This is a genomic window from Breoghania sp. JC706 (assembly GCF_037026715.1).
Lineage (GTDB): Bacteria > Pseudomonadota > Alphaproteobacteria > Rhizobiales > Stappiaceae > Breoghania.
In genome coordinates this window covers 15,952-40,015 of sequence record NZ_JBANCG010000002.1, presented here as the reverse complement: position 1 = coordinate 40,015, position 24,064 = coordinate 15,952, and the positions used below count along the sequence as shown (strand labels likewise).

Below are 24,064 nucleotides of genomic sequence, written 5' to 3'. Positions count from 1 at the left end.
TGAATGAGTTTCTTCTTAAATGAGACTTATTGGAATATTGGTACTTACCCTAGTATCATTCCTGACAGTTACTGTCGATAGCCCGAGGGCGGCGGAAGGTGATCCGGCGAAGGATACGGGCACGCCCGGCGCCACGGCAGCCCCGGTCTTTCGCGCACCTCCCGACGCACCCGTCATCCCCAATTTCTGGGATGCGCGCGTGCGCCTCGACAAGCCGACAGAGATCCAGCGCACCATCCGCTTTCTCGCAAGCGACGACTTCCCGCCCTTCGTCTTCCGCGATCCCGCCGGCCGGCTGACGGGTTTCAACGTCGATCTGGCGCGCGCGATCTGCGACGAGCTGGAGGCGATCTGCACGCTCAAGGTAGAGCCGTTCGAGAACCTGCTGCAATCACTCGCCGCGGGCGAAGGCGATGCTGTGATCGCGGGGCTGGAGCCCGGCGCGCAGGCAGGTGCGAAGGGAGGCGCCGAGGTTCCGGTGATCTATTCAGCCCCCTACCTGAAGTTGCCCGCGCGTTTCGTCGTGCGGAAGGAAGATGCGACCGAACAGCCGCTTCTGCCGGAGACGATGCAGGGCAAGTGGATCTCGGTCGCGGCGGACACCGCCCATGCGGATTTCCTGAAAACGTTCTTTCCCGACAGCCGCGTCGCCACCTATCCCGACGAACAGAAGGCGCGCGACGCGCTGCGGCGCGGCGAGGTGGATGCGCATTTTGGCGACGGACTGGCCTTGAGCTACTGGCTGCAGGGAACGAGTTCGGTCAATTGCTGCGTGTTCGCGCCCGGGCCGTGGCTTGAACCCGGCTATTTCGACCACGGGCTGACGATCGCGCTGAGGGCGAAAAGCGAGGACCTGCGCGCCGCGATCAACTACGCGCTGCAGCAGGTGAACGATGACGGCCGCTTCGGCGAGCTTTACCTGCGCTACTTCCCGATCAGCTTCTATTGAGCGACTTGGCCGGCGCCTCTTCACGTTCGTCGCCATCGGCAACATTCGCGCGAAAGGGCAGCGCCAGCGACCAGACGATGCCGGTGGGCTCCGCGCTCTGGAACGCGGAAAGCCCGATCGTCATGCCCTCGTGGCCGCGCGAAGGCTCTGCCACGTAGGTGCGAAAGAGCCGGTCCCAGAACGAAAAGTTGAAGCCGTAGTTGGAATCCGTCTCGCGGACGATGACGGAATGGTGGACGCGGTGCATGTCGGGCGTGACGATGACGGGCCTGAGCACAGCATCAAGCCAGCGCGGCAGGCGGACGTTGGAATGGTTGAACATCGCCCCGCCGTTCAGCACCGCCTCGAACACCAGCACGGCCAGCGCCGGCGCGCCCAGCGCCACGACGACGCCCGCCTTCCACACCATGGAAATGAGGATTTCCAGCGGATGGAAGCGCAGCGCCGTCGTCAGGTCGATGTCCGGATCGGCATGGTGCATGCGGTGGATGCGCCACAGGAGGGGCACCTTGTGGGAAACGAGATGTTCCAGCCAGACCGCAAAATCCAGCACCACGAAGGCGATGACGCCGCCGACAAGCGGCGGCACGCCGAGGGCTGGAAAGAGCCCGTAGCCGCGTGCCTGCGCCCACAGCGCGGCGCCCACGGCGGCCATCGGGAAGACGATGCGCAGGATCGCTGAATCGATGACGACGATCGCCAGATTGGTCACCCAGCGCCGGCCGCGCCCGTAGCGCAAGGGACGGCGCGGGGCCAGCAGCTCGAACAGCGCCATGCCTGCGAAGATTGCGGCGAAGATGGAAAGCCGGATGGTCAGTTCGCTCAAGCGGCGGTGTCTCCCACGTCAGGTACCGGTGCGTGTTCGAAGAGTGGAATTCCGGTCTGGAATTCGGGGACTGAAGCAATGGGCCCATCCTTCGAGACGGCCTTTCAGGCCTCCTCAGGATGACGTTATGTTTGTTGCTCTTTCGAAGGAGCGCCCAACACACTCAACGTCATCCTGAGGAGCCCGCGCCAGCGGGCGTCTCGAAGGATGGGCCGCTTGCTTCGGCCCTCTCCCGAGCGTTGACGATGGCCACGTGCGCGGGCCACATGCAAGTCACGAGCGCGCGATTCCCCCGCGCCAGGACCTTCCCTGCGCAAGGACAGGCGACATGACCGACTTTCTCTGGACCCGGCCCGACACGGCCCCGGTGGCGACCCTGTTGCTGGCGCACGGCTCCGGCGCGCCGATGGATTCTCCCTTCATGGAGAAGTTCGCGGCATTCGCGGCCCGGCAGGGCATCGCGGTCGCGCGCTTCGAGTTTCCCTACATGGCCGATCGCCGGGTGACCGGCAAGAAGCGGCCGCCGCCGCGCGCCGACAAGCTGATCGATGCCTATCTCGCGGCGATTTCTCAGATCGCGGACGAGGCGCAGGGGCCGCTGCTGATAGGCGGAAAATCGCTCGGCGGACGCGTGGCGGCGATGGCGGCTGGCGATCCGGCGCTCGATGCGCATGTGGCGGGCGTGGTGTGTCTCGGCTACCCGTTCCACCCGCCTGCAAAGCCGGAGGACACGAGGCTGGAACCTCTGCTGGCACTGCCGCTGCCCTGCCTGATCGCGCAAGGGGAGCGCGATCCCTTCGGCAATCGCGACGAGGTTGCGGGCTACGGTCTGCCGGAGGCGATCGAGGTGATCGTGATGGAGGACGGCAGCCACGACCTCGCCCCGCGCGGCGCCTCGCCGGCGACATGGGACGGCAACCTGAGGATCGCGGCCGATGCCGTGCGGCAGTTTGCGGAGAGGATCGCCGGATAGGTCGAAACGCGGTTGGAGGGAAGCGGGTGTTTGTGCGTGTGGCCCATCCTTCGAGACGGCCGCTATGCGGCCTCCTCAGGATGACGTTGTCCATGTTGGTATATTGAAGAAATCATCAACAAACACAACGTCATCCTGAGGAGGTGCGCCAGCGCCGTCTCGAAGGATGGGCCACGAGCTGAGAGCCCCGCGATCCGATGCCGCCGGACCGGAAACGGCCCGGCACGCCCTTTCCTCCCTTACGTAAATTTAATCCATCCCGCCCTGATTCCGATGCATTGTACGCCTACGTAAATGGCGGTGTGCGCCGCACGCGTTTTCGGGCATAAATGCGGGATCGCGCGACGGATTGGGAGAAGGCGAGGCGTGCTGAAATCGATCGAGACCGAGGCCGGCAGTTCGGGCGAGGCGGAAGCCGGCGCGCGGCCCGGTGGCGCTCCGGCCCGACCGGTGGCCACCGTCGCACGCGCCGTTCTGCAGACGGCGATCGCCGGCGGCATCCTGGCCGGCGCGGTCTTCGCCTATTTTCATCTGGTGGAGACCCGAGAGAGCATCCCGTCCCGCCCGCCGCGCGAACAGGTCTATGTCGTGCGCACCGTTCCCGCCGTCATCTCCGACGAGCGGCCGATGCTGTCGCTCTACGGCGAGGTGATGGCGGCGCGCACGGTCGATCTGCGCGCGCTGGTCGCCGGCAAGGTGGTGAAGGTCAGCGACAATCTTCAGGCGGGCGCGGCCGTGGATGCGGGCGACAACCTGGTGGAGATCGACCGCTTCGCCTACGAGGGCGCGGTTGTGGAGGCCAAGGCCAATCTGGCTGAAGCGCGGGCGAAGCTCATCGAGGCGGAGGGCGGGCTGGAGCTTGAGCGCGCCAATGTGGATTTCGCACGCGAGCAGCTCGCCTTCGCCGAACGCGATCTGGAGCGCGGCCGCCAGCTTCTGGAGCGTGGCTCGGCCACCGAACGTACGATCGACGACCGCGGCCTCATCGTCTCCCAGCGCCGCCAGCAGCTCGACCAGCGCCGCTCCGCGCTCGCCGTCCAGGAAGCGCGCGTGGAGCAGCAGAAGGCCGCCATCGAGCGGCTGGAGTGGAAGCTTCAGGAGGCGGAACAGGCGCTCGCCGACACCACACTGAAGGCGCCCTTCGACGCGGTCGTGCGCTCCGAGGCCGCCGAGGTCGGACGCCTCGTCAACGTCAACGACGTCGTCGCCGTCCTCTACGACCGAAACGCGCTGGAGGCCCGCTTCACGCTGTCGGACAACCAGTACGGCCGGCTTCTGGGAGAAAGCGGGACGCTGTTCGGCCGAAAGGTCGAGGTCGTGTGGACCATCGGCAACGAGCCGGTGAGCTATCCGGCCGAGGTCGTGCGCGTCGGCGCGGATGTGGCGTCTGAACGCGGCGGCGTCGATGTCTATGCCCGTATCGCTCGCGCCGGCGCCGAGGTTCCGCTGCGCCCCGGCGCCTTCGTGGAACTGAAGGTGCCCGACAAGCTCTATCGCGGCGTCGCGCGCCTGCCCGAAACCGCGCTCTACGGCGGCAAACACATCTATGCCGTGATCGACGACCGGCTGAACCGCCGCGACGTGGACGTGATCGCCTATGACGGCAGCGATGTCATCGTGCGCGGCGACATTACCGACGGCGAAACGGTGCTGGCGACGCAGATTTCCGAGGTCGGCAACGGCCTGCTGGTGCGCGAGGAAGGCGCCATGCCGCGCGACCGCGGCCCGCCGGAGGGCGCCGCTCCCGGACTGTCGGCACCCGGCAATCCCAAGCCCGGAAACACCACCACGGCCGCCCCCAAGCCCGAGGGGGCCCCCTCGTGAAGCGGCTCGACAGCGCCACCAGCGTGGCCGGCTTCTTCGTCCGCCATCCCAATGCCGCCAATCTGGTGATGGCGATGATGATCCTGTTCGGGGCCTACGGCCTCGTCCAGCTCAACACCCAGTTCTTCCCCACGGTCGAGACCAACCGCATCTCCATCACCGTCGAATGGCCCGGAGCCAGCGCGGAGGACGTGGAGGCGAACATCCTCCAGGCGATCGAGCCGGAGGTGCGCTTCATCGACGGGCTTGACGAGATCATCTCCTATGCGCGCGAGGGCGTCGGCAGCTTCCATCTGGAATTCGTCGAGGGGGCAGAGATGCGCAAGGCGCTCTCCGACGTGGAGCAGGCCGTCAAGACGGTCACCACCCTTCCCGAAGACGCGGAGACGCCCACGGTGAGCTACCGGCAATGGTACGACCGGGTCGCCCGCATCGCCCTCACCGGCGATTTTCCCGAACGCTCCTTGAAGGATTTCGCCCGCCGCATCCGCGACGACCTGATCGACCGGGGCATCGACCGCGTATCGTTTTCCGGCCTGCGCTCGGAGGAATACGTCGCCCGGCTGCCCGAGCGCGAGTTGCGCCGCCTCGACATGACGGTCGCCGACGTCGCCGACCGGGTCGCCGCCAACACGCGCGACCTGCCCTCGGGCAACGTGGAGGGCGGGGTTGAACGGCAGATCCGCACCGTGGCGCCCGGCACCGCGCCGGAAGATATCGGCCGCATCGACATCAAGACCTATGCCACCGGCGAGAAGGTGCGCATCCGCGATGTCGGGACGGTGACGCGCGAATTCGACACGGATGCGGTGCGCGGCTTTTCCGACGGCCAGCGCGCGATCGAGCTCACCATCGAGCGCCCGGCCTCGGCCGACAGCCTGAAGACGGCGAAGATCCTCGACGACTATCTGGCCGAGATCCGCCCGCAACTGCCGCCGACGCTGAAGATCGTGGAGTACGAGATCCGCTCCGACGCGCTCAAGGCCCGCATCGGGCTTCTCGTGCGCAACGGCCTGTCCGGGCTGATCCTCGTCGTCCTCGTTCTCTATATCTTCCTCAATGCCCGCATCGCGCTGTGGGTAGCCGCCGGCATTCCGGTGGCCACCATGGCGACGCTCGGCATCATGTGGATGTCGGGCCAGACCATCAACATGATGTCGCTGTTCGCGCTGATCATGATGCTCGGCGTCATCGTCGACGACGCCATCGTGGTGGGCGAGCACACCGCGACGCGTTTTGCACTGGGCGACCCGCCCGATATCGCGGCGGAGGTCGGCGCCGGGCGGATGATCGCGCCGGTCGTTGCCGCCAGCCTCACCACCGTCGCGGCGTTCGCGCCGATCTTTCTGGTGCGCGGTGCCATCGGGCAGATCATGTCGGCCATGCCGCTCGTCGTGATCGCCGTCATCGTCGCCAGTCTCGTCGAGTGCTTCACGGTGCTGCCGGGCCATCTCGCCCATTCGCTGCGCCCCTCCCCGCGCCGGCGCTGGCACTGGTGGCGGCACGGCATTCTGGCAGGCGCGATGGCGCTGTTCGTCATCGGCCTGTCGCTGCGTCCCGACATCGAGGTCACGCCGGCGCTCGACGGGCTCGCGGGCCTCTGCCGGGATATGCGCGCGGGCCTCGGCGCCTTGCCCTTCGATCTGCTCGTCGTCGCGGTCGCCTTCGTCATCGCGGGTGCGATCGAGGCCGGCCTGCAGTTGCTCGACCGCAACGGCAAGGGCGACGAGACGGCCGAGCCATCGTGGCTCAGGCGCCGGCTCGACGGCGGCTTTTCCGGGTTTCGCGACGGGCCGTTCCGCGCCTTCGTCACGCTCGCCTTCCGCTGGCGCTATGTCACCGTCGCCTTCGCGGTGGCCACGCTGATCGTGGCGGCCGGCTTCCTGGCGGGCGGGCGGGTCGGCTTCGTGTTCTTCTCCTCGCCGGAAGCGGAGAACATCCGCGCCACGGTCCACTTCAACGCCGGCATTCCGGAGGAGGAGGCGGTGGCGGCGCTGGCACGCATCGAGCAGGCGCTGCGCACGGCGGAAGCGCGGCTGACGCGCGAGGCGCCGCAGGATCTCGTCGTCGCCTCCTATGTCACGCTCGGCGAGGCGGGCCGCAACCAGGGCGACAATGTCGCCGGCATCGACGTGCAGCTCACCGATTCCGAGGTCCGCAGCATCCGCACGCCCGAGATCGTCAAGGCGTGGCGTCAGGCGATCCCCGACATCGCCGGCATCGAGCGGGTTGCAATCTACGAGCGTCGCGGCGGGCCTCCGGGACGCGATCTCGACATCCGGCTTCGCGGCGGCGAGCCGGTGGCGCTGAAGGCGGCCTCGCTTGAGGTGCAGAAGTTGCTGACCGGATTTCCGGGCGTGAGCGGCGTTGCCGACGATCTGCCCTACGGCAAGCCGGAACTGGTGATGGAGCTGACCTCGCGCGGCAAGGCGCTGGGCTTCACCGTGAATTCGGTCGGCCGCCAGATCCGCAACGCGTTTGAGGGCGCAATCGCCCGCCGCTTCGCCGACGGCGACGAGGAAGTGACCCTGCGCGTGCGTCAGGGGCAGGACGACGCCCTTGGCGCCGGCAGCCTGCGCAATCTCGCGCTGCGCGCGCCTTCGGGCGAATACGTGCCGCTCGGCGAGGTGGTGACGCTGACAGACCGGCAGGGTTTCTCCACCATCCTCAGGCGCGATGGCAAGGCCACCGTCTCCGTCACCGCTGACGTCGATTACGAGGTCACCTCCAACGCCGCCATCGTCGCACGGCTCGATGCCGGTCCTCTCGCTGAAATCGCCGCCCGGCACGGGCTCGACTACCGCTTTTCGGGCCGGCAGGAGGAACGGGCGGAGTCCTTCACCGATTTGCAGCTCGGCACGCTGATCGCGCTGGGGGCGATCTACCTGATCCTCGCCTGGGTCTTCGCCAGCTACTTCTCGCCGCTCGCGGTGATGGCGATCATTCCCTTCGGCATCGTCGGCGCGGTCTTCGGCCACTACATCTTCGGCTTCCAGCTCACCATCCTGTCGCTGATCAGCCTGCTTGGCCTCTCCGGCATTCTGGTCAACGATTCAATCATCCTCGTCTCGCGCTTCGACGAACGTCGGGACGGCGGCGAGGGAATGATGGAGGCGGCGGTCGGCGCCAGCCAGGACCGTCTGCGCGCAGTGCTGCTGACCTCGCTCACGACCATCGGCGGGCTGACGCCGCTTCTGTTCGAGACCTCGATCCAGGCGAAGTTCCTGCTGCCGATGGCGGTGACCATCGTCTTCGGCTTGGCGGTGGCGACGCTGCTGGTGCTGTTCCTGATCCCAGCACTTCTCGGCATCGGCGGCGACATCCGCGCGACCTATCGCGGGATTTATGGCCACGGCGGCAGAGGGGCGGCTCCGGCGGAGTGAGGCGCACGCGCCGTGGATGGTTTCACGATCGGGGAGAAGCGGGGCGCGGGTCTTCGTGCTGTAGCCCATCCTTCGAGACGCCCGCTGGCGCGGGCTCCTCAGGATGACGTTGTGTTTATTGATGCCTTCGATGAAACATCAACACGACAACGTCATCCTGAGGAGGCCCGACAGGGCCGTCTCGAAGGATGGGCCGCAGCAAAAACGGGAATCCGGCCCTACGGCCTGTCGTCCCCGTCGGACGCGCCTTCGAATTCGGCCGGGTCGAAGTGGTAGGTGGAGTTGCAGAACTCGCAGGTCACCTCGATCTCACCGTTGACCGTCATGTGGTCGATGTCGTCGGCGGAGAAGCCGCGCAGCATCTCGCCGACGCGCTCGTGCGAGCAGCGGCAGCGGTCGTGGAGCGGGGTGGGGTCGAAGACGCGCACGCCGCGCTCGTGGAAGAGCCGGATGAGAAGCCGTTCCGCGGCCATGGCCGGATCGGTCAGTTCCACGTCCTTGATGGTATCGACGAGAACCTGCGCCTCCACCCAGGCATCGTCCTCCTCGCCGGACGGCAGGTCGACGTCTTCGGGCACATCGCCGGGGTGCAGGTCCGGCTTGCGCATGCGCTCCGGGCTTTCGGGCAAGAACTGCACGATGAGGCCGCCGGCCCGCCAGGCGTGGCTCGGCGTCTCGCCCGCGCGGCGTTCCAGCACCTCGCCGACGGCGAGGCGAACCCGCGTCGGGATCTGTTCCGATTGCGCGAAATACTGGTGCGCGACATCCTCCAGCGAGCCGCCGTCGAGCGCCACGACGCCCTGGTAGCGGTTCATGTGTCGGCCCTGATCGATGGTCATGGCGAGCGTGCCGGTGCCCAGAAGCTCGCTCGGCGAAGCGCGGCCGGCGGCGACCGCCTCCGCCACCGCCTCGTCCTTGAATTTCGCGCAGGCACGGATGGCGTCGGGCGTCTCGAAATCGACCACCAGCATGGAGACGGGCCCGTTGGTCTGCGTCTGCAGAATGAAACGCCCCTCGAATTTCAAAGAGGTGCCGAGCAGCGCGGTGAGCACGATGGCCTCGCCGAGCAGACGCGAGACGGCCGGCGGGTAGGCGTGGCGCTGCAGGATCGCGTCGACCGTGTCGCCCAGGTAGACGACGCGACCGCGCACGTCGAGCGGCTCGACGGAAAACGGCAGCACCGCGTCGTCGCCGGCCAGATCGATCGGTCCCGCGTCCGTTGCGGCTTGTCTTTCGGACGTCATGAGTTCGGTATCGCTCCCAGGCACCAGGCAAGCACGCCCTTCTGGGCGTGCAGCCGGTTTTCCGCCTCGTCGAAGACAACGGACTGCGGGCCGTCCATGACCTCGTCCGTCACCTCCTCGCCGCGGTGGGCGGGCAGGCAGTGCATGAATATGGCGTCGCGCGCGGCCTTTTCCATCAGCCGCGCATTGACCTGATAGGCTTTCAGGAGGTTGTGGCGGGTCGCCTCCTCCTCGTCGTCGCCCATGGAGACCCAGCAATCGGTGACGACGCAGTCGGCGGCCTCCACGGCCTCGTCCGCATCGTTGGTCAGCACGATGTCGGCGCCGGCGGAGCGGATCTTCTCCACCTGCGCCATGTCGGGCGCCAGTTCCGGCGGCGTGGCGACGCGGAGCTGGAAGTCGAAGCGTTCGGCCGCCTGCATCCAGGAATGCAGCACGTTGTTGGAATCCCCCACCCAGGCGACCCGCTTGCCGGCGATGGAGCCCTTGTGCTCCTCGTAGGTCATGAGGTCGGCCATGAGCTGGCAGGGATGGGAGACCTTGGTCAGCCCGTTGATCACCGGAACCGTGGCGTATTCGGCGAGCTCCAGCAGATCCTCATGCGACAGTATACGGATCATGATGGCGTCGACGAAGCGCGAGAGCACGCGCGCGGTGTCGGGAATGCTCTCGCCACGGCCGAGCTGCATCTCGTGCCCGGTCAGCATCAGCGGTTCGCCGCCAAGCTCGCGCATGCCCACATCGAAGGAGATGCGGGTGCGCGTGGAGGGCTGCTCGAAGATCATCGCCAGCACCTTGCCGGCGAGCGGACCCTGGCCGCGATGCGCGCCGTTGCGCACGCCCTTCAGGCGCACAGCCTCGGCGAGGATCGCCTTCAGTTCCGCGGCAGGGACCGCGCTGAGGTCCAGAAAATCGCGTGTTGCGCCGTTCTTTTTCACGCGCTCGTCTCCTTCGCGATAGCGCCCTCCACCGCCGCGGCGGCGGCATCGAGACGGCTCACCGCCTCATCCATGTCCTCTTCGCTGACCGTCAGCGGCGGCAGCAGGCGCACCACGTTGTCGCCCGCGGGAACCGACAGCAGGCCGTTCGCACGACCGGCGGCGACCACGTCGCCCACAGGCGCGCGGCACTTGATACCCAGCATCAGCCCCTCGCCGCGAACCGCCTCGTAGACATGCGGGTGCGCATCGATGACGGACGCGATCTTCTGCTTGAGCGCCAGGCCCTTGCGCGCCACCCCGTCGATGAAGCCATCGGCCAGCACGACATCGAGCACGGCGTTGCCCACCGCCATGGCGAGCGGGTTGCCGCCGAACGTCGTTCCGTGCGTGCCCGGCACCATGCAGGCGGACGCCTCTTCGGTGGCAAGGCAGGCGCCCATCGGGAAGCCACCGCCGATGCCCTTGGCGATGCCCATCAGATCCGGCGTGATGCCCGACCATTCGTGCGCGAAGAACTTGCCCGTGCGGCCAACGCCCGTCTGGACCTCGTCGAAGATCAGCAAGAGGCCGTGCGCATCGCACAGGGCGCGCAGCGAACGCAGGAACTCGTGCGGCACCGGACGGATGCCGCCCTCGCCCTGGATCGGCTCGATCAGGATCGCGGCCGTCGTCTCGTCGATGGCCGCCTTGAGCGCATCGAGGTCGCCGAAGGGCACCTGGGTGAAGCCCGGCGCCTTGGGACCGAAGCCTTCCAGATACTTGGCCTGGCCACCGGCGGCGATCGTCGCCAGCGTGCGGCCGTGGAAGGCGCCCTCGAAGGTGATGATGCCGTAGCGCTCCGGCGAGCCGTTGGCATACTGGTAGCGGCGCGCGGTCTTGATGCAGGCCTCCATCGCCTCCGCACCGGAATTGGTGAAGAAGACCCGGTCGGCGAATGTCGCCTCGCAAAGCCGCTCGCCGAGCCGTTGCTGGCCCGGAACCGTGTACAGATTTGAGACGTGCCACAGTTTCGCCGCCTGTTCCTGCAGAACAGTGACGAGATGGGGGTGGGCATGTCCCAGAGAGTTCACGGCGATGCCGGCGGCGAAATCGAGGAATCGTCGGCCGTCGGACGTCTCCAGCCAGCAACCCTCGCCCTTCACGAAGGCCAGCTCACTACGCGCGTACGTTCCAAAAAGTGCCGACGAACTCATCGTCCGATCCCCAAAAATGAGGGCCAAAAACAAAGCGTGCCGCCAATGTGGCGGCACGACAGCGAAGGCTCTATATACACCGTCGTGGCGCGGGAGTGTCAATGCAAAGCTTGACCATCTGCTTTGCTCGAAAATGGCGAAATGTCGCCCCTGCTAATCTGGGGAAAACTACGGATTTCCGCCGTTTTTACGTCCCTCAGGGTTGCAGGCGCTTTCCGCCATATTGTATTGTTCGCCCACTCAGACACGATATCTCGTGCGGCGGACCGGGTTCGCAACCAATCTGTTAATTCTGACAGACGCCAACCGGCGCCTGAGTATGAAGTATATCCGTTGAGAAGCGGCTATCCGGCGGAGTTGTTATCTAATGTCTTGGACAACCGAACGCGTCGACCTTCTGAAGAGGCTATGGTCAGAAGGCTTGAGCGCAAGTCAAATCGCCACCGAACTCGGTGGCGTTACACGAAATGCCGTCATCGGCAAGGTTCACCGTCTGGGTCTTTCCGGGCGCGCCAAGACCGCCGCGGCCCCGGCCAAGCCGCGCCGCACGCGTCCCGCGACGACGGCGGCGCCCGCCCGCCCGGCGGCGCCGGCGGCACCGCGCACGATCGGCGCGACGGCTCTGAAGACGGAAGCGGCGCCTGTCGCGGCGGTGGCGACGCAGCCGGCCCCGGTGGCCGAGCTCGTCATTCCCCAGGAGCAGCGGGCCACGATCCTGCAGCTCAACGAGCGCACCTGCAAGTGGCCGATCGGCGACCCGAGCACCGACGATTTCTATTTCTGCGGCCGCAATTCGGAGCCGGGCGTCCCCTACTGCCCGCACCATTGCCGGATCGCCTACCAGCCGATGAACGACCGCCGCCGCGACAAGCGCGCCCGCGGATAAGGTTTCGGCTTCGACAGACGATTTTCAGAGAAACGGTCGCCCCCGGGCGGCCGTTTTCTTTTTTGGGCCGGTAATTGGCGGGGGAATTGACGCACGCCGCCGCCGCGCACCTTCCAAGGTTCGGTTTCCAAATCAGGAATTTCCTCCGTCATTGCCCGGCTTTGTCCGGGCAATCCATCTCCGGCTGCAGCATGCATGGAGGGCGCTGGATCACCCGGACTGCGCCGGGTGATGACGGAAGAGAAATTGTGAAATGCGGCCGATCACAAGACCGGCCGAGCTCGCGCCATGCGCCACGCGTCCCCCCTTACGAGGCCACCGCGAACTGGTCGTTGAAGGCGTAGCCGGAGCCGCGCACGGTGCGGATCGGGTCCTTCACCTTGCCGCGGTTGATCGCCTTGCGCAGACGGCCGACATGGACGTCCACCGTGCGCTCGTCGACATAGACGTCGTGGCCCCACACCCCGTCAAGAAGCTGCTCGCGGGAGAAGACGCGGCCCGGCGCCTGCATCAGGAATTCCAGCAGGCGGAACTCCGTCGGGCCCAGATGGATCTCGCGGCCGGAGCGGTAGACGCGGCGGGTCTCGCGGTCGAGCTCGATATCGCCGGAGCGCAACTGGGAGGAGACCACCCCCGGCTTGGAGCGACGCAGGATGGCCCCGACGCGGGCGATCAGTTCGGGAATGGAGAACGGCTTGACGACGTAGTCGTCGGCGCCGGTCGAAAGCCCGCGAATGCGTTCCGCCTCCTCGCCGCGCGCGGTGAGCAGGATGATCGGCAAACGGCTCGATTCCTCGCGCGCCCTGAGCCGCCGGCACAGCTCGATGCCGGACAGGCCCGGCAGCATCCAGTCGAGCAGCAGCAGATCGGGCTGCGCCTCGCGCAGCATCACCTCGGCGTCGTCCCCGCGTGCGCAGGTCTCCACCGCGTACCCTTCCGCTTCCAGATTGTATTGCAGAAGCAGTCTGAGCGGTTCCTCATCCTCTACGATCAGGACCTTCGGCATTCCAAGCGTCTCCAGCCTCTCTCGATTAACCGTCGGACGTGTCAGTCGTCATTGTCGCCGTCGACGGCCGCGATGTCGATTTCGTCCGTGCGCGGGCGCTCGTCGGTGAGCTGCTGGCCGGTAATCATGTAGTGGACGTTCTCGGCGATGTTGGTTGCGTGATCGCCAATGCGTTCGATGTTCTTGGCGCAGAACAGGAGGTGCGCGCAGAAGGTGATGTTGCGCGGATCTTCCATCATGTAGGTCAAGAGCTCGCGGAACAGCGAGGTGTAGAGACGGTCGATCTCCTCGTCACGCTCGCGCACCGCCTTGGCGGTTTCCGCATCGCTCTGCATGTAGGCGTCGAGCACGGTCTTGAGCTGCACCATGGCGAGTTCGGCCATGTGCTCCACGCCGATCGCCAGCTTCTTGGAGCGCAGTTCGCCGCCGATGGCGATGACGCGCTTGGCGATGTTCTTGGCGAGATCGCCGACGCGCTCCAGCTCGTTGCAGGTGCGCATGGCCGCCACGATCTGGCGCAGGTCGCCGGCCATCGGCTGGCGGCGGGCGATCATCAGGACGGCCTGGTCCTCGATGTGGAACTGCAGCGCATCGAGGCGACGGTCGGCCTGGATCACGGCCTGCGCAAGCTCGCCATCCATGCGCATCAGCGCGGTGATGGCGTCGTTGACGATTGTCTCCGCCAGACCGCCCATCTCGGCGATCTTGCCAGCAAGCTGCTTCAGATCCTGGTCGAACGCGGTGACGATATGTTCGGACATTCTTGTTTCCTCTCGTACGAATGACGGTCCGGCGCGGATCGCCGTGGCGTCATCCGAAGCGACCGGTGATGTAATCCTGCGTGCGCTTGTCCTGCGGACTGGTGAAGATATCGTCCGTCGGGCCTTCCTCGACCAGATTGCCGAGGTGGAAGAAGGCGGTGCGCTGGGAGACGCGGGCGGCCTGCTGCATGGAGTGGGTGACGATGACGATGGTGTAGTTCTCACGCAGCTCGTCGATCAGTTCCTCCACGCGCGCGGTGGCGATGGGATCGAGCGCGGAGCACGGCTCGTCCATGAGGATGACCTCGGGGCTGACGGCGATGGCGCGGGCGATGCACAGGCGCTGCTGCTGGCCGCCGGAAAGACCGGTGCCGGGCTCGTCGAGCCGGTCCTTGACCTCCTCAAACAGTCCCGCCTTCTGCAGGCTGGTCACCACGATCTCCTCCATCTCGGTCTTGTTCTTGGCAAGACCGTGGATGCGGGGACCGTAGGCGATGTTCTCGAAGATCGACTTCGGGAAAGGGTTCGGCTTCTGGAAGACCATGCCGACGGAGGCGCGCAGTTCCACCACGTCCACCTTGGGATCGTAGATGTCGGCCCCCTGAAGGGTGATCTTGCCGGTCACCCGGCAGCCCTCGATGGTGTCGTTCATGCGGTTGAGGCAGCGCAGGAAGGTCGACTTGCCGCAGCCCGACGGGCCGATCAGTGCGGTGACCTCGTTGGCGCGCACGTCGAGATCGACGCCGAAGAGCGCTTGCTTTTCGCCGTAGAAGACACAGACATCGCGCCCGCGCATCATGACGGGATTGCCGGCGGCGGCGGAGGCCGCGGCGGTATCGCCCGTCATTTCCATTGCATCGCTCATTGTCAAAACCCTTTCGGCGGTTTCCCGTGCCGCCGGCAGGCGCCGGACGGCACGGTCTCGCAAATCCGTTTCTCGCCCGGCGCGGCCCGCTACCAGCGGCGCTCGAACCTGCGGCGCAGGATGATCGCGGTGATGTTCATGACGGCCAGGAACATCAAAAGAATGATGATCGCGCCGGAGGTGCGCTCCACGAAGGCGCGTTCGGCCTCGTTCGCCCACATGTAGATCTGGACGGGAAGAGCGGTGGCCGGATCCATCGGCGTCGCCGGATAGTCGGCGACGAAGGCGACCATGCCGATCAGCAGCAGCGGCGCGGTCTCGCCCAACGCCTGGGCGAGGCCGATGATGGTGCCGGTCAGGATGCCGGGGGCGGCAAGCGGCAGCACGTGATGGAAGACCATCTGCATCTTGGAGGCGCCGATGCCGAGCGCGGCGGCGCGGATCGAGGGCGGCACCGCCTTCAGCGCGGCGCGCGTGGCGATGATGATGGTGGGCAGCGTCATCAGCGTCAGCACCAGGCCGCCGACCAGCGAGGCGGAGCGCGGCAGGTGCATGAAGTTGATGAAGACGGCAAGCCCCAGCAGGCCGAAGACGATGGAGGGCACCGCCGCCAGATTGTTGATGTTGACCTCGATGAGGTCGGTCCAGCGGTTCTTCGGCGCGAATTCCTCCAGATAGATGGAGGCGGCGACGCCGATCGGCAGCGCCAGCACCAGCACGATCGCCATCATGTACATGGAGCCGATCATCGCCACGCCCATGCCCGCCGTCTCCGGCCGGCTGGAGGCGCCGTTGACGAAGATGCCGGTGTTGAAGCGGCCTTTCAGGATGCCCTCGCCGGCGAGCTTGTTCATCCAGGCGACCTGTTGGTCATCGACCTTGCGGCGCGCCTGATCGACGGAGAGGTCGATCTGTCCCTTGTAGGCGGAGTCCACGTCGGCTGCGGCCAGCACCCAGACGCTGCGCGTCTTGCCGATGATCGAGGGATCGGCGAGCACCATGTCGCGAAGCTGGGTGCGCACGCCGTTGGAGATCATGCCGGACAGGTCGCGGCGCAGCTTGCGGTCGCTCTCGTCGACGCCGAGCACCTTGGCGAGCGCCCGGGTGGCGAGGACGGGATAGTTCGCCATCAGCAGCACGCGGTCGTTGGTGGCCGCCTGGCCCTGCGGGTCGATCACCTTCTTGTCGAAGGTGATGTCGAGCTGGATCGAGGTTTGCAGGAACGCCGTGTAGCCCTTGGAGACGACGGAGACGAGCAGCATCCCCAGGCACACCAGACCGACGAGCACGGCGCCCAGGCCATAGGCCTTGAACCGGCGCTCCGCGGCGTAGCGGCGCTTGATGCCGATGTCGCGCCAGACGCGCTTTTCGGGCATTTGCGTTGCCTCCGGGGCCGATCCGCTAACGGTCATGTCCGTCATTCGTACTGCTCCCGGTATTTGCGCACGATGTAAAGGGCATAGATGTTGAGGCCCAGCGTGATGAAGAACAGTGTCAGACCGAGCGCGAAGGCGACAAGGGTCTGCGGCGAGTTGAATTCAAGATCACCCGTGAGCTGGTTGACGATCTTGACCGTCACCGTGGTCATCGGCTCAAACGGGTTGATGGTGAGGCGGGCGGCGACGCCGGCGGCCAGCACCACGATCATCGTCTCGCCGATGGCGCGCGAGGCGGTGAGCAGCAGCGCGCCGACGATGCCGGGCAGCGCGGCGGGCAAGATCACCTTGCGCATCGTCTCCGAACGCGTCGCGCCAAGGCCGAGCGAGCCGTCGCGCATCGCGCGCGGCACGGCGGTGATGATGTCGTCTGACAGCGAGGAGACGAAGGGGATGAGCATGATCCCCATGACGATGCCGGCTGTCAGAACGCTCTGGGCCTGGATGAAGCCGGTGGCATTGCCGGTGGCGATGCCGGCGATGTCGGCCGACAGATCGCGCAGGAAGGGGCCGACGGTGACGAGCGCGAAGAAGCCGTAGACGATGGTGGGGATGCCGGCCAGAACCTCGATCAGCGGCTTGGCGACCGCACGGAACTTCGAGCCGGCGTATTCGGCGAGATAGGTGGCGGCGAAGAGGCCGATCGGCACGGCGAAGAGCATGGCCACCAGCGCGATGTAGACGGTGCCGGCGAGAAGCGGGATCAGGCCGAACTGGCCGTCGCTCGACGTGGTACCGACGGTGGCGGCAAAACGCGGATCCCAAACGGTACCGAAGAAGAATTCCAGCGGCGGCACGGAGCGGAAGAAGGAGATCGTTTCCGACAGCATCGACAGGACGATGCCGATGGTGGTGAGGATGGCGATGGCCGAGGCGCTGATGAGCGCGATGAGGACTGCGCGCTCCACCGAATTGCGCGCCCTCACCTCGGGCCGGATCCGCCACTGGGCATAGGCGAGGCCGGCGAGCGCAAGACCAAGGACGCAGATCGTCATCCACAGCCGGCTGGCGTCGTTCCACGCGTTCAGCCGGATGGCGGCGTCGACCATGTAATCCTCGCCGTCGCCGGCGAGCGCGACGCCCTTGGAGGCGAGCACCGGGCGCAGGGCGGAAAAGCCCATCTTGACCCGGGTCATCTCGGTCTCGTCGAGCCGGCGCAGGCCGCGCGCGACCGATTCCACCATGCCCATGGCGAGGCTCTGGGTGGCCGCGGTCTCGGCCTTCACGTGTTCGGGAAAGCTCTCGCGCACCGCCTCGTCGACGACAAGGGGGCTGACCACCAGCCAGACGGCGAGCAGGATCAGCGAGGGAACGATGGTCCACAGAAGCGCGAAGGAGCCGTAGTAGCCTTCGCGGGAGTGGAGCTTGATGCCGCTGGCGGCGGCACGCCTCTTTGCGGTAGCGCGGCCCAGGACATAGGCCACCACGGCCAGGACCAGAACGATCGACAGGATGGTCGTGGTACTCATCTCAATCCCATGTGACCCGCAGGGAGAAAAGGCGTGCCGGCGCAAGCGCCGGACGGGAAGGAAGGAGCGCGGCGGGTGCCGCGCTCCCGGGGCAGGACCTTAGAGGGTCTTGCCCGATTCGAAAGCCTTGCGCACGGCGTCACGCTCGGCATCGGGAGCCGGGACGAGGCCGTAGTTGGCGAGCGGGCTGTCGGGGCCGATCATCTGGTCGGAGATGAAGAACTCGACATATTCCTTCAGGCCCGGGATCACGCCGAGGTGCGCCTTCTTGACGTAAAACTGCAGCGGGCGGGAAACCGGGTACTCGCCGGCGGCGATGGTCTCGACCGACGGGGTCACGCCCGACATGGTGGCGACCTTCAGCTTGTCGGCGTTGTTCTCGTAGAAGGACAGGCCGAACACGCCCATGCCCTGCTTGTTGGCGTCGATGCGGGCCAGCGTCTCGGTGTAGTCGCCGTCGATGTCGACCGCGGCGCCGTCCTTGCGGACAGCCATGCAGTCCTTGGAGGCGGCCTTCTTGTCCATGCCGGCCTTCACGCGGGCTTCCAGATCGCCAGCGGCTTCACAGCCGGCTTCCAGAACCTTCTCTTCGAAGACTTCACGCGTGCCGTGCTTCTCGCCCGGGATGTAGGCGGCGATGTTCCACTTCGGGAAAGCCGGGTTCACTTCGTTCCAGGTCTTGTAGGGGTTGTCGACGAGCTTGCCGTCGACGACGACCTTGGCCGCCAGAGCCTTGTAGAGATCGACCGGCTCCAGGGCGAAGTCCGGGCCGTTGATGTCGGAGGCGAAGACGATGCCGTCATAGCCGATGCGGATTTCCTCGATCTCGGAAACACCGTTGGCCTTGCAGGCCTCGACTTCGCTCGGCTTGATGCGGCGCGAGGCATTGGCGATGTCGATGGTGTTCTCGCCGACGCCCTTGCAGAATTCCTTCAGGCCAGCGGAGGAGCCGCCCGACTCGACGACCGGCGTCGGGAAATCCGGGAAGGTCTCGCCGAAGTTCTCGGCAACGATCTTGGCGTAGGGCAGGACGGTCGAGGAACCGGCGATCTGGACCTGATCGCGGGCCTGGGCGCCAGTGGCGGCAATCATCAGCGCACCGGCGGCAACGCTAGCAAGACGGATGGATTTCACGGGTGTTCTCCATGGTTTCATGTCGAAGAGAATTCGGGTTCACGTCGATGAGAATGCGGTTCTTGCGTGTCAGGAAGCCTGTCTGCGGCCCGACGCCCGAAGCGCCCGACCAGATGTCGCTCCAATCTTTCGAAGCCCTCCCATGCGTGGACGACTCCGTTCTTAGGAAGACGATGTAACGGTGGAATGACACCGATACTCCGTTGAATTTGTTCAGCTCTTCATCCAATCGGACAAGACGGCCCCAGGACGACCGGTCCAGTCCCCTTCCGCGCCGGCGAAGGCACGGCAACAAGGAGCATGGCAAGACGGTTCGTCATCGAAGGTCGCTTTCGTCACCTGACATTTCCCCGGACGATTGCTCCGCCCGCTCGACAGCGAGGGAAGCGGAACATCCGCCCATCCGCGCCACGTGGTATTCCTCATGGCGTCTCTCCGGATGCGCGCCGAACCTAGTCACGCTGTATGTGACTCATATGACACTTCGGTATCAGTTCTGTGACAGTATAAATTATTGATTTTATTATATTATATTAGACACAAACAAGGAGCGCAACGGCGGCTGCAACAATTCACGACGGTTCTCCCCTGCCCGTCCGCCCCCTCCCGCGCGATCGCCTTGGCTGAGACGCGGGAATCGGGTTCTCCGGCTTCCGCCGTGTGCACGATGCCCGTCATGGCCATATGTGCGGAGACAAGAGGGACATCGGGAAACGGGCCAGGTGGTTTCGCGGAATAACCACACGCTCGATGTCGTCCCCGCGAAGGCGGGGACCCAGTAACCACAGGATTTCGGACTTGGCGCACAAACCGCCAACGCCTCTGGAATGCTGGATTCCCGCCTGCGCGGGAATGACATCGCGTGTGTGGCTGGGCCCCCGGTTTCCACGCTTGCCAAAACAAAGTCGATGGCATCAATGGCAGGGGAGAACTGCGCGGAGCGGAAATTCGGGCTTCCAGCGACGAACGAACGGTAACGACTGCGGCCGAGACGCGCACGCGCGCGCTGCCGTGGGGCGCACCCTGCCCTTCTCTGCCGCCTACTCCGCCGCGCCCCGCTCCTCGGCGGCGCGGATGCAGACGGTGAAAGTCGCGCCCTCGCCCGGTGCGCTCTGCACCTCCAGCCGCGCGCGGTGGCGGTTGAGGATGTGCTTGACGATGGCGAGGCCGAGGCCGGTGCCCTTCATCTGACGGCTCGCCGTTGCATCGACGCGGTAGAAGCGTTCCGTCAGGCGCGGCAGGTGTTCGGCCGGAATGCCCGCCCCCCAGTCGCGCACGGAAAGACGCCATTCCGCCCCGCTTTGTCCAACGGGCCGTTTCTCGCAGGAAATCAGGACGCGCCCGCCGGACGAGCCGTATTTCAGCGCGTTCTCCGCGAGGTTGCCGAGGACCTGGACCAGTTCGTCGCGCTCTCCCACCACGGTCATCGCCTCGTCCGGGAGATCGGTTTCCAGCTCCACCTCCAGCTCGCGCGCCAGCGGCGACAGGGCGTCCACCACATTGCCCACGACCTCGCCCAGCTCGACCCGGGCATCGGGGCGCACGTTGACCTTCAGCTCGATGCGCGACAGCGACAGCAGATCGTCGATCAGGCGGCCCATGCGGCTCGCCTGTTCCAGCATGATCGCCAGAAACCGCTCGCGGGCGGCCGGATCGTCCCGCGCAGCGCCCTGAAGGGTCTCGATGAACCCGGTGAGCGAGGCGAGCGGGGTGCGCAATTCGTGGCTGGCATTGGCGACGAAATCGGCGCGCATGCGCTCCAGCCGGTGCTGCTCGGTCAGGTCCAGCACCGAGACCAGCACGAAATCGGGCCGCAGGCCGCCCCCCTTGTGCCCCGGCTTCTGGGCCGCCGGCAGGCGCACCGGCGCGATATAGGCCTCGAACCAGGATTCGGTCGGCACCTTCTCCGCCCAGGAGATGCGCTCGGCCGGACCACCGCCGGCCACCCGGTCCAGCGCCTCCAGAAGTGCTGGCGGACGCAGACCGAAGGAGAGCGGATCGCCGGGCCTGACGGCGGGAAACTGCCGGCCCGCGACCTGGTTGACATAGCGCGTGATGCCGCGCCGATCGACGATGAAGCAAGGCTGGGCGAGCGCGTCGACCGCGACCTTCATGCCGGTGTCCGGCCAGGCGGCTGCGCCGGCCTGGATGCGGCCGACCGCAAGCGACGTCACGCGGCGCTGCGGCAGGGTGGCGCCGAGGACGACCACGACGAGAAAGGCAAGGACGGCATGCCAGGCGGGCACCTGATGAACGACGACGGCTGCGGCCAGCATGGCGGCAATGGCAAACAGCAGCCAGCGCAGCGCTACGAGCCGGCGCATCGGCGAGACGCCGATCAGGTCGCCCAGCCGCTCGGCCGTCGTGTCGGGGCCAGCATAGGCGCCGGCATCCGCCCCCGGCGGCGGGCCGGGGCGGTTGTCGAAGCCGTTGGCGCCGGCCGGGTGTCGGGGGCCTTCTGCAGGCCCCTGGCCGGACCGCTCCGGCGTGATGCGTGTGGTATCGCTCATCGTCAAACAGCTTTACCGTTTTTCCCGCCGATAGCCAGAACCGCGCGCCGACGTCTTTCGGACGAAACGGGTTCCCGAAAGGAGGCGTCAAGCGGAACGGATATCGCCGCTCGACAGAAGACCGGCGATTGTGACGTATCGGCGCATGAAGGGCGCTGATAGCATGCGGCCTGTGACAGCCGCACGACGACGACCGCGCCCGACACGGGCGAAAGGCGCGGGCCGAAGCTGCGGCCGGATCGCGGAGCCGCAATGACAACCGGGCAGCACAGACTGCGACACAGCAAAGAGACCCCGCACCGATGGACGATTTCGATCTGGAAGATCCGGTTCTGCCGAAGGAAATCCGCAAGGCCGCGATGCAATCGGGCGGCTATCCCTACCCGAGCAAGATGCGGCGCGGCGTCTACGAAAAGAAGCTCAGGGCGCTGCAGATCGAACTGGTCAAGGCGCAGCGTTCCGTGCGCGCGGACGGCCGGCGAATCGTCGTCATCTTCGAAGGCCGCGACGCCGCCGGCAAGGGCGGCACGATCTTCACCTTCCTTCAGAACATGAACCCGCGTTTCGCGCGCGCCGTGGCGCTGGCCAAGCCGAGCGATACGGAACGCGGGCAATGGTACTTTCAGCGCTATGTGACGGAGCTTCCCACGGCCGGCGAGATCGTGCTGTTCGACCGCTCCTGGTACAACCGCGCCGTGGTGGAACGGGTCAACGGCTTTTGCACGCGCGAACAGAGCGAGGCGTTTCTGGACGAGGTTCCGAGATTCGAGCAGATGCTGGTCGACGGCGGGCTCATTCTCTTCAAGATCTGGCTGAACATCGGCCGCGAGATGCAGCTGAAGCGCTTCCACGACCGCCGCCACGACCCGCTGAAGATCTGGAAGCTCTCGCCGATCGACGTTGCTGCGTTGACCAAATGGGAAGAGTACACCGCCGCGCGCGACCGGATGTTCGCCCGCTCACACACGGCCGGCACGCCCTGGACCATCGTGCGCGCCAACGACAAGCGCCGCGCCCGCCTCAGCGCCATGCGCTACGTGCTGACCCACATCGACTATGAGGACAAGGACTGGGACGCCATCGGCACGATCGACCCGCTCATTCTCGCCACGACGCCGGATCTGCTGAGCGGCGAGAACGAATAGACCGGGTCACGCAGGAGCACCGTCACACCGGCGACCGCTCCTCGACGCGGCCGACGGGATCGATATCGGCCAGTTCCCGGGCAATGGACAGGAACGCGGCGATGGAGCGGCGGCGGGAATGGAGCCTGAGGCAGAAGACATCCTCGATCACGGGGTTCGGGATCTCCGCGATCGGGACGTGCACGATGCTGTCGACGGACACGGTCGTGCCCTCGAACATGATGCCGATGCCGATCCCTGCGGAGACCGCCGTCAGCATCGCCTCGCGCGTTTCCACCACCAGTACCGGGTCGATCGACAGACGATGGCCGAGCAGCGCATCGGAAAAGGCGCGGTGGCTGCCCGAATCGGCCATGCGGTACACCATCGGCTCGTTCACCAGGTCCGCCAGCCGGATCTCGTCGCGCACGGCGAACCGGTGATCGCGCGGCACCAGCGCGGTGAGCCGGTGACGGCGGAAGGGAACGGTCACGAAACGCTCGCCGCGCGGCGCGTTGGTCATCACGCCGACATCCGCCTTGCGTTCGTCGATCGCCTGGATGACGCCGGCGTCCTCGGCGTTGCGCACGGTGATCCGCACGCCGGGATAAAGCCGGGCAAACCGCGCAAGGATTTCGACCATGGCGGAGGAGGTATTGGCGATCACGCGCAGTTCGCCCCGTTCCAGGCCGTGCAGCGTGGTCAGGATCTCCTCCGCGTCCCGCTCCACATCATCCACCCGCTCGGTGGTGGCAAAGAGCGCGCGCGCGAGTTCGGTGGAAACCAGCTTCTTGGAGGAACGCTCGAAGAGCTGGACGTCGTAGGTCTCCTCGATCGCCTTGATCTGGGCCGTCACGGCCGGCTGGGAGACGCCGAGTTCGCGCGCGGCAGCCGTGAAGCTGCCTTCACGCACCACGGCATTGAAGGTGCGTATCTGGGCGTAGGTTAGCGGCATGGTTTCAGTTCCGGACGGTTCGACACAGGTTCATGTTTTCAATGAATCCGGACGGCATCCCTACCGGCCGGCCCGCCCGCCCCGGGCATGCCCCCGTGAAATAATTTGCATATCAAATTCATAGATCAAATGATTCTTTGAAAAATTGGTTTATTTTGTTCTCTCTACGGTATCTTTCCCCGCCTGATATTTTCATGAGCCGGCCACCTCGTCTGTTTCAGATGTACGGACAAATTTCGCCGATGCACGCTGCAATCGACATTTAACAAATCTTTCAACCGCAGACTATCCGAGAACCACACAAAGGCAAGAACCTCCTCTGACACCTGCGGAGCGACCGGGCATTTTCTTTTTTCTGCCTTGTTTCTTGGAGTTTCCTTGCGCCCGGTTGGTCAGCCGGCGGCGGCGGCCGGCGCCACGGCGACGGGCATTGCGGATCGATGCCGGGCAATGCATCGTGTGCCAGCCTCGCCGGGCCCGGTCCGATTGGACCGGAGTTCAACCGCGGTTCGGCGGGGGTCTTGCCGAGCGGTGCCGCCGATGACAACGCAACCTTGCGGCCTGCGAAGCGTTTCAACGCAAGCC

Annotated in this window: 18 protein-coding genes; 6 read left to right on the top strand and 12 right to left on the bottom strand. The window is 66.0% G+C overall.

The window, feature by feature from the left end:
* Positions 1 to 19 precede the first annotated feature (19 nt).
* Entirely contained in the window at positions 20 to 949 is a 930-nt protein-coding gene (locus V2L18_RS03380; RefSeq protein WP_336176409.1) for a transporter substrate-binding domain-containing protein, read from the top strand.
* On the opposite strand, the gene V2L18_RS03375 is transcribed toward V2L18_RS03380, so the two are convergent.
* The gene (locus V2L18_RS03375; RefSeq protein WP_336176991.1) at positions 936 to 1,724 is read right to left on the bottom strand and encodes a sterol desaturase family protein; all 789 of its coding nucleotides are present in this window, start codon (positions 1,722 to 1,724) and stop codon (positions 936 to 938) included. The genes V2L18_RS03380 and V2L18_RS03375 overlap by 14 nt on opposite strands.
* Positions 1,725 to 2,103: 379 nt before the next feature.
* Between V2L18_RS03375 and V2L18_RS03370 the strand changes: the two genes are divergently transcribed.
* The 3 genes from V2L18_RS03370 (at position 2,104) to V2L18_RS03360 (ending at position 7,955) form a co-directional block, all read left to right on the top strand.
* Positions 2,104 to 2,748, top strand: coding sequence for an alpha/beta family hydrolase (locus V2L18_RS03370; RefSeq protein ID WP_336176408.1), 645 nt, complete (start codon positions 2,104 to 2,106; stop codon positions 2,746 to 2,748).
* Positions 2,749 to 3,114: 366 nt separating this feature from the next.
* On the top strand, positions 3,115 to 4,572 hold the full coding sequence (locus V2L18_RS03365; RefSeq protein WP_336176407.1) for an HlyD family efflux transporter periplasmic adaptor subunit: 1,458 nt from the start codon (positions 3,115 to 3,117) through the stop codon (positions 4,570 to 4,572).
* Positions 4,569 to 7,955, top strand: a complete 3,387-nt coding sequence (locus tag V2L18_RS03360) for an efflux RND transporter permease subunit (RefSeq protein WP_336176406.1) — start codon at positions 4,569 to 4,571, stop codon at positions 7,953 to 7,955. The genes V2L18_RS03365 and V2L18_RS03360 overlap by 4 nt, the downstream gene beginning before the upstream one ends.
* 218 nt (positions 7,956 to 8,173) lie before the next feature.
* Here V2L18_RS03360 and V2L18_RS03355 read toward each other — a convergent pair whose 3' ends face one another.
* Genes V2L18_RS03355 through V2L18_RS03345 form a run of 3 tightly spaced genes read right to left on the bottom strand, consistent with a single transcriptional unit; the run spans position 8,174 to position 11,333 of the window.
* Positions 8,174 to 9,199, bottom strand: coding sequence for an Hsp33 family molecular chaperone (locus tag V2L18_RS03355; protein ID WP_336176405.1), 1,026 nt, complete (start codon positions 9,197 to 9,199; stop codon positions 8,174 to 8,176).
* Entirely contained in the window at positions 9,196 to 10,137 is a 942-nt protein-coding gene (gene argF / locus V2L18_RS03350) for an ornithine carbamoyltransferase (protein ID WP_336176404.1), read from the bottom strand. The genes V2L18_RS03355 and argF overlap by 4 nt, the downstream gene beginning before the upstream one ends.
* Entirely contained in the window at positions 10,134 to 11,333 is a 1,200-nt protein-coding gene (locus V2L18_RS03345) for an aspartate aminotransferase family protein (RefSeq protein ID WP_336176403.1), read from the bottom strand. The genes argF and V2L18_RS03345 overlap by 4 nt, the downstream gene beginning before the upstream one ends.
* A gap of 367 nt (positions 11,334 to 11,700) precedes the next feature.
* On the opposite strand from V2L18_RS03345, the gene V2L18_RS03340 reads away from it, so the two are divergent.
* Entirely contained in the window at positions 11,701 to 12,219 is a 519-nt protein-coding gene (locus V2L18_RS03340; RefSeq protein WP_336176402.1) for a GcrA family cell cycle regulator, read from the top strand.
* Between the two features lie 307 nt (positions 12,220 to 12,526).
* Here V2L18_RS03340 and phoB read toward each other — a convergent pair whose 3' ends face one another.
* The 7 genes from phoB to V2L18_RS03305 form a co-directional block, all read right to left on the bottom strand.
* Positions 12,527 to 13,225 (bottom strand): phosphate regulon transcriptional regulator PhoB, encoded by a 699-nt coding sequence (gene phoB / locus V2L18_RS03335; protein WP_336176401.1) that lies wholly within the window; start codon positions 13,223 to 13,225, stop codon positions 12,527 to 12,529.
* Positions 13,226 to 13,266: 41 nt separating this feature from the next.
* A complete protein-coding gene (phoU, locus tag V2L18_RS03330) occupies positions 13,267 to 13,986 on the bottom strand; it encodes a phosphate signaling complex protein PhoU (RefSeq protein WP_336176400.1) in 720 nt (239 codons plus the stop codon).
* Between the two features lie 49 nt (positions 13,987 to 14,035).
* Complete coding sequence (gene pstB, locus V2L18_RS03325; RefSeq protein WP_336176990.1) at positions 14,036 to 14,833, bottom strand: phosphate ABC transporter ATP-binding protein PstB; 798 nt, start codon at positions 14,831 to 14,833, stop codon at positions 14,036 to 14,038.
* A gap of 107 nt (positions 14,834 to 14,940) precedes the next feature.
* Positions 14,941 to 16,263, bottom strand: coding sequence for a phosphate ABC transporter permease PstA (pstA, locus tag V2L18_RS03320; RefSeq protein ID WP_336176989.1), 1,323 nt, complete (start codon positions 16,261 to 16,263; stop codon positions 14,941 to 14,943).
* 5 nt (positions 16,264 to 16,268) lie between these two features.
* The gene (gene pstC / locus V2L18_RS03315; RefSeq protein ID WP_336176399.1) at positions 16,269 to 17,756 is read right to left on the bottom strand and encodes a phosphate ABC transporter permease subunit PstC; all 1,488 of its coding nucleotides are present in this window, start codon (positions 17,754 to 17,756) and stop codon (positions 16,269 to 16,271) included.
* Positions 17,757 to 17,855: 99 nt separating this feature from the next.
* Positions 17,856 to 18,848, bottom strand: coding sequence for a substrate-binding domain-containing protein (locus V2L18_RS03310; protein ID WP_336176988.1), 993 nt, complete (start codon positions 18,846 to 18,848; stop codon positions 17,856 to 17,858).
* A 1,082-nt stretch (positions 18,849 to 19,930) separates the two neighbouring features.
* Complete coding sequence (locus V2L18_RS03305; RefSeq protein WP_336176398.1) at positions 19,931 to 21,400, bottom strand: ATP-binding protein; 1,470 nt, start codon at positions 21,398 to 21,400, stop codon at positions 19,931 to 19,933.
* A gap of 302 nt (positions 21,401 to 21,702) precedes the next feature.
* On the opposite strand from V2L18_RS03305, the gene ppk2 reads away from it, so the two are divergent.
* Positions 21,703 to 22,545 (top strand): polyphosphate kinase 2, encoded by an 843-nt coding sequence (gene ppk2 / locus V2L18_RS03300; RefSeq protein ID WP_336176397.1) that lies wholly within the window; start codon positions 21,703 to 21,705, stop codon positions 22,543 to 22,545.
* A gap of 22 nt (positions 22,546 to 22,567) precedes the next feature.
* On the opposite strand, the gene V2L18_RS03295 is transcribed toward ppk2, so the two are convergent.
* The gene (locus tag V2L18_RS03295) at positions 22,568 to 23,479 is read right to left on the bottom strand and encodes a LysR family transcriptional regulator (protein WP_336176396.1); all 912 of its coding nucleotides are present in this window, start codon (positions 23,477 to 23,479) and stop codon (positions 22,568 to 22,570) included.
* Positions 23,480 to 24,064: the final 585 nt, after the last annotated feature.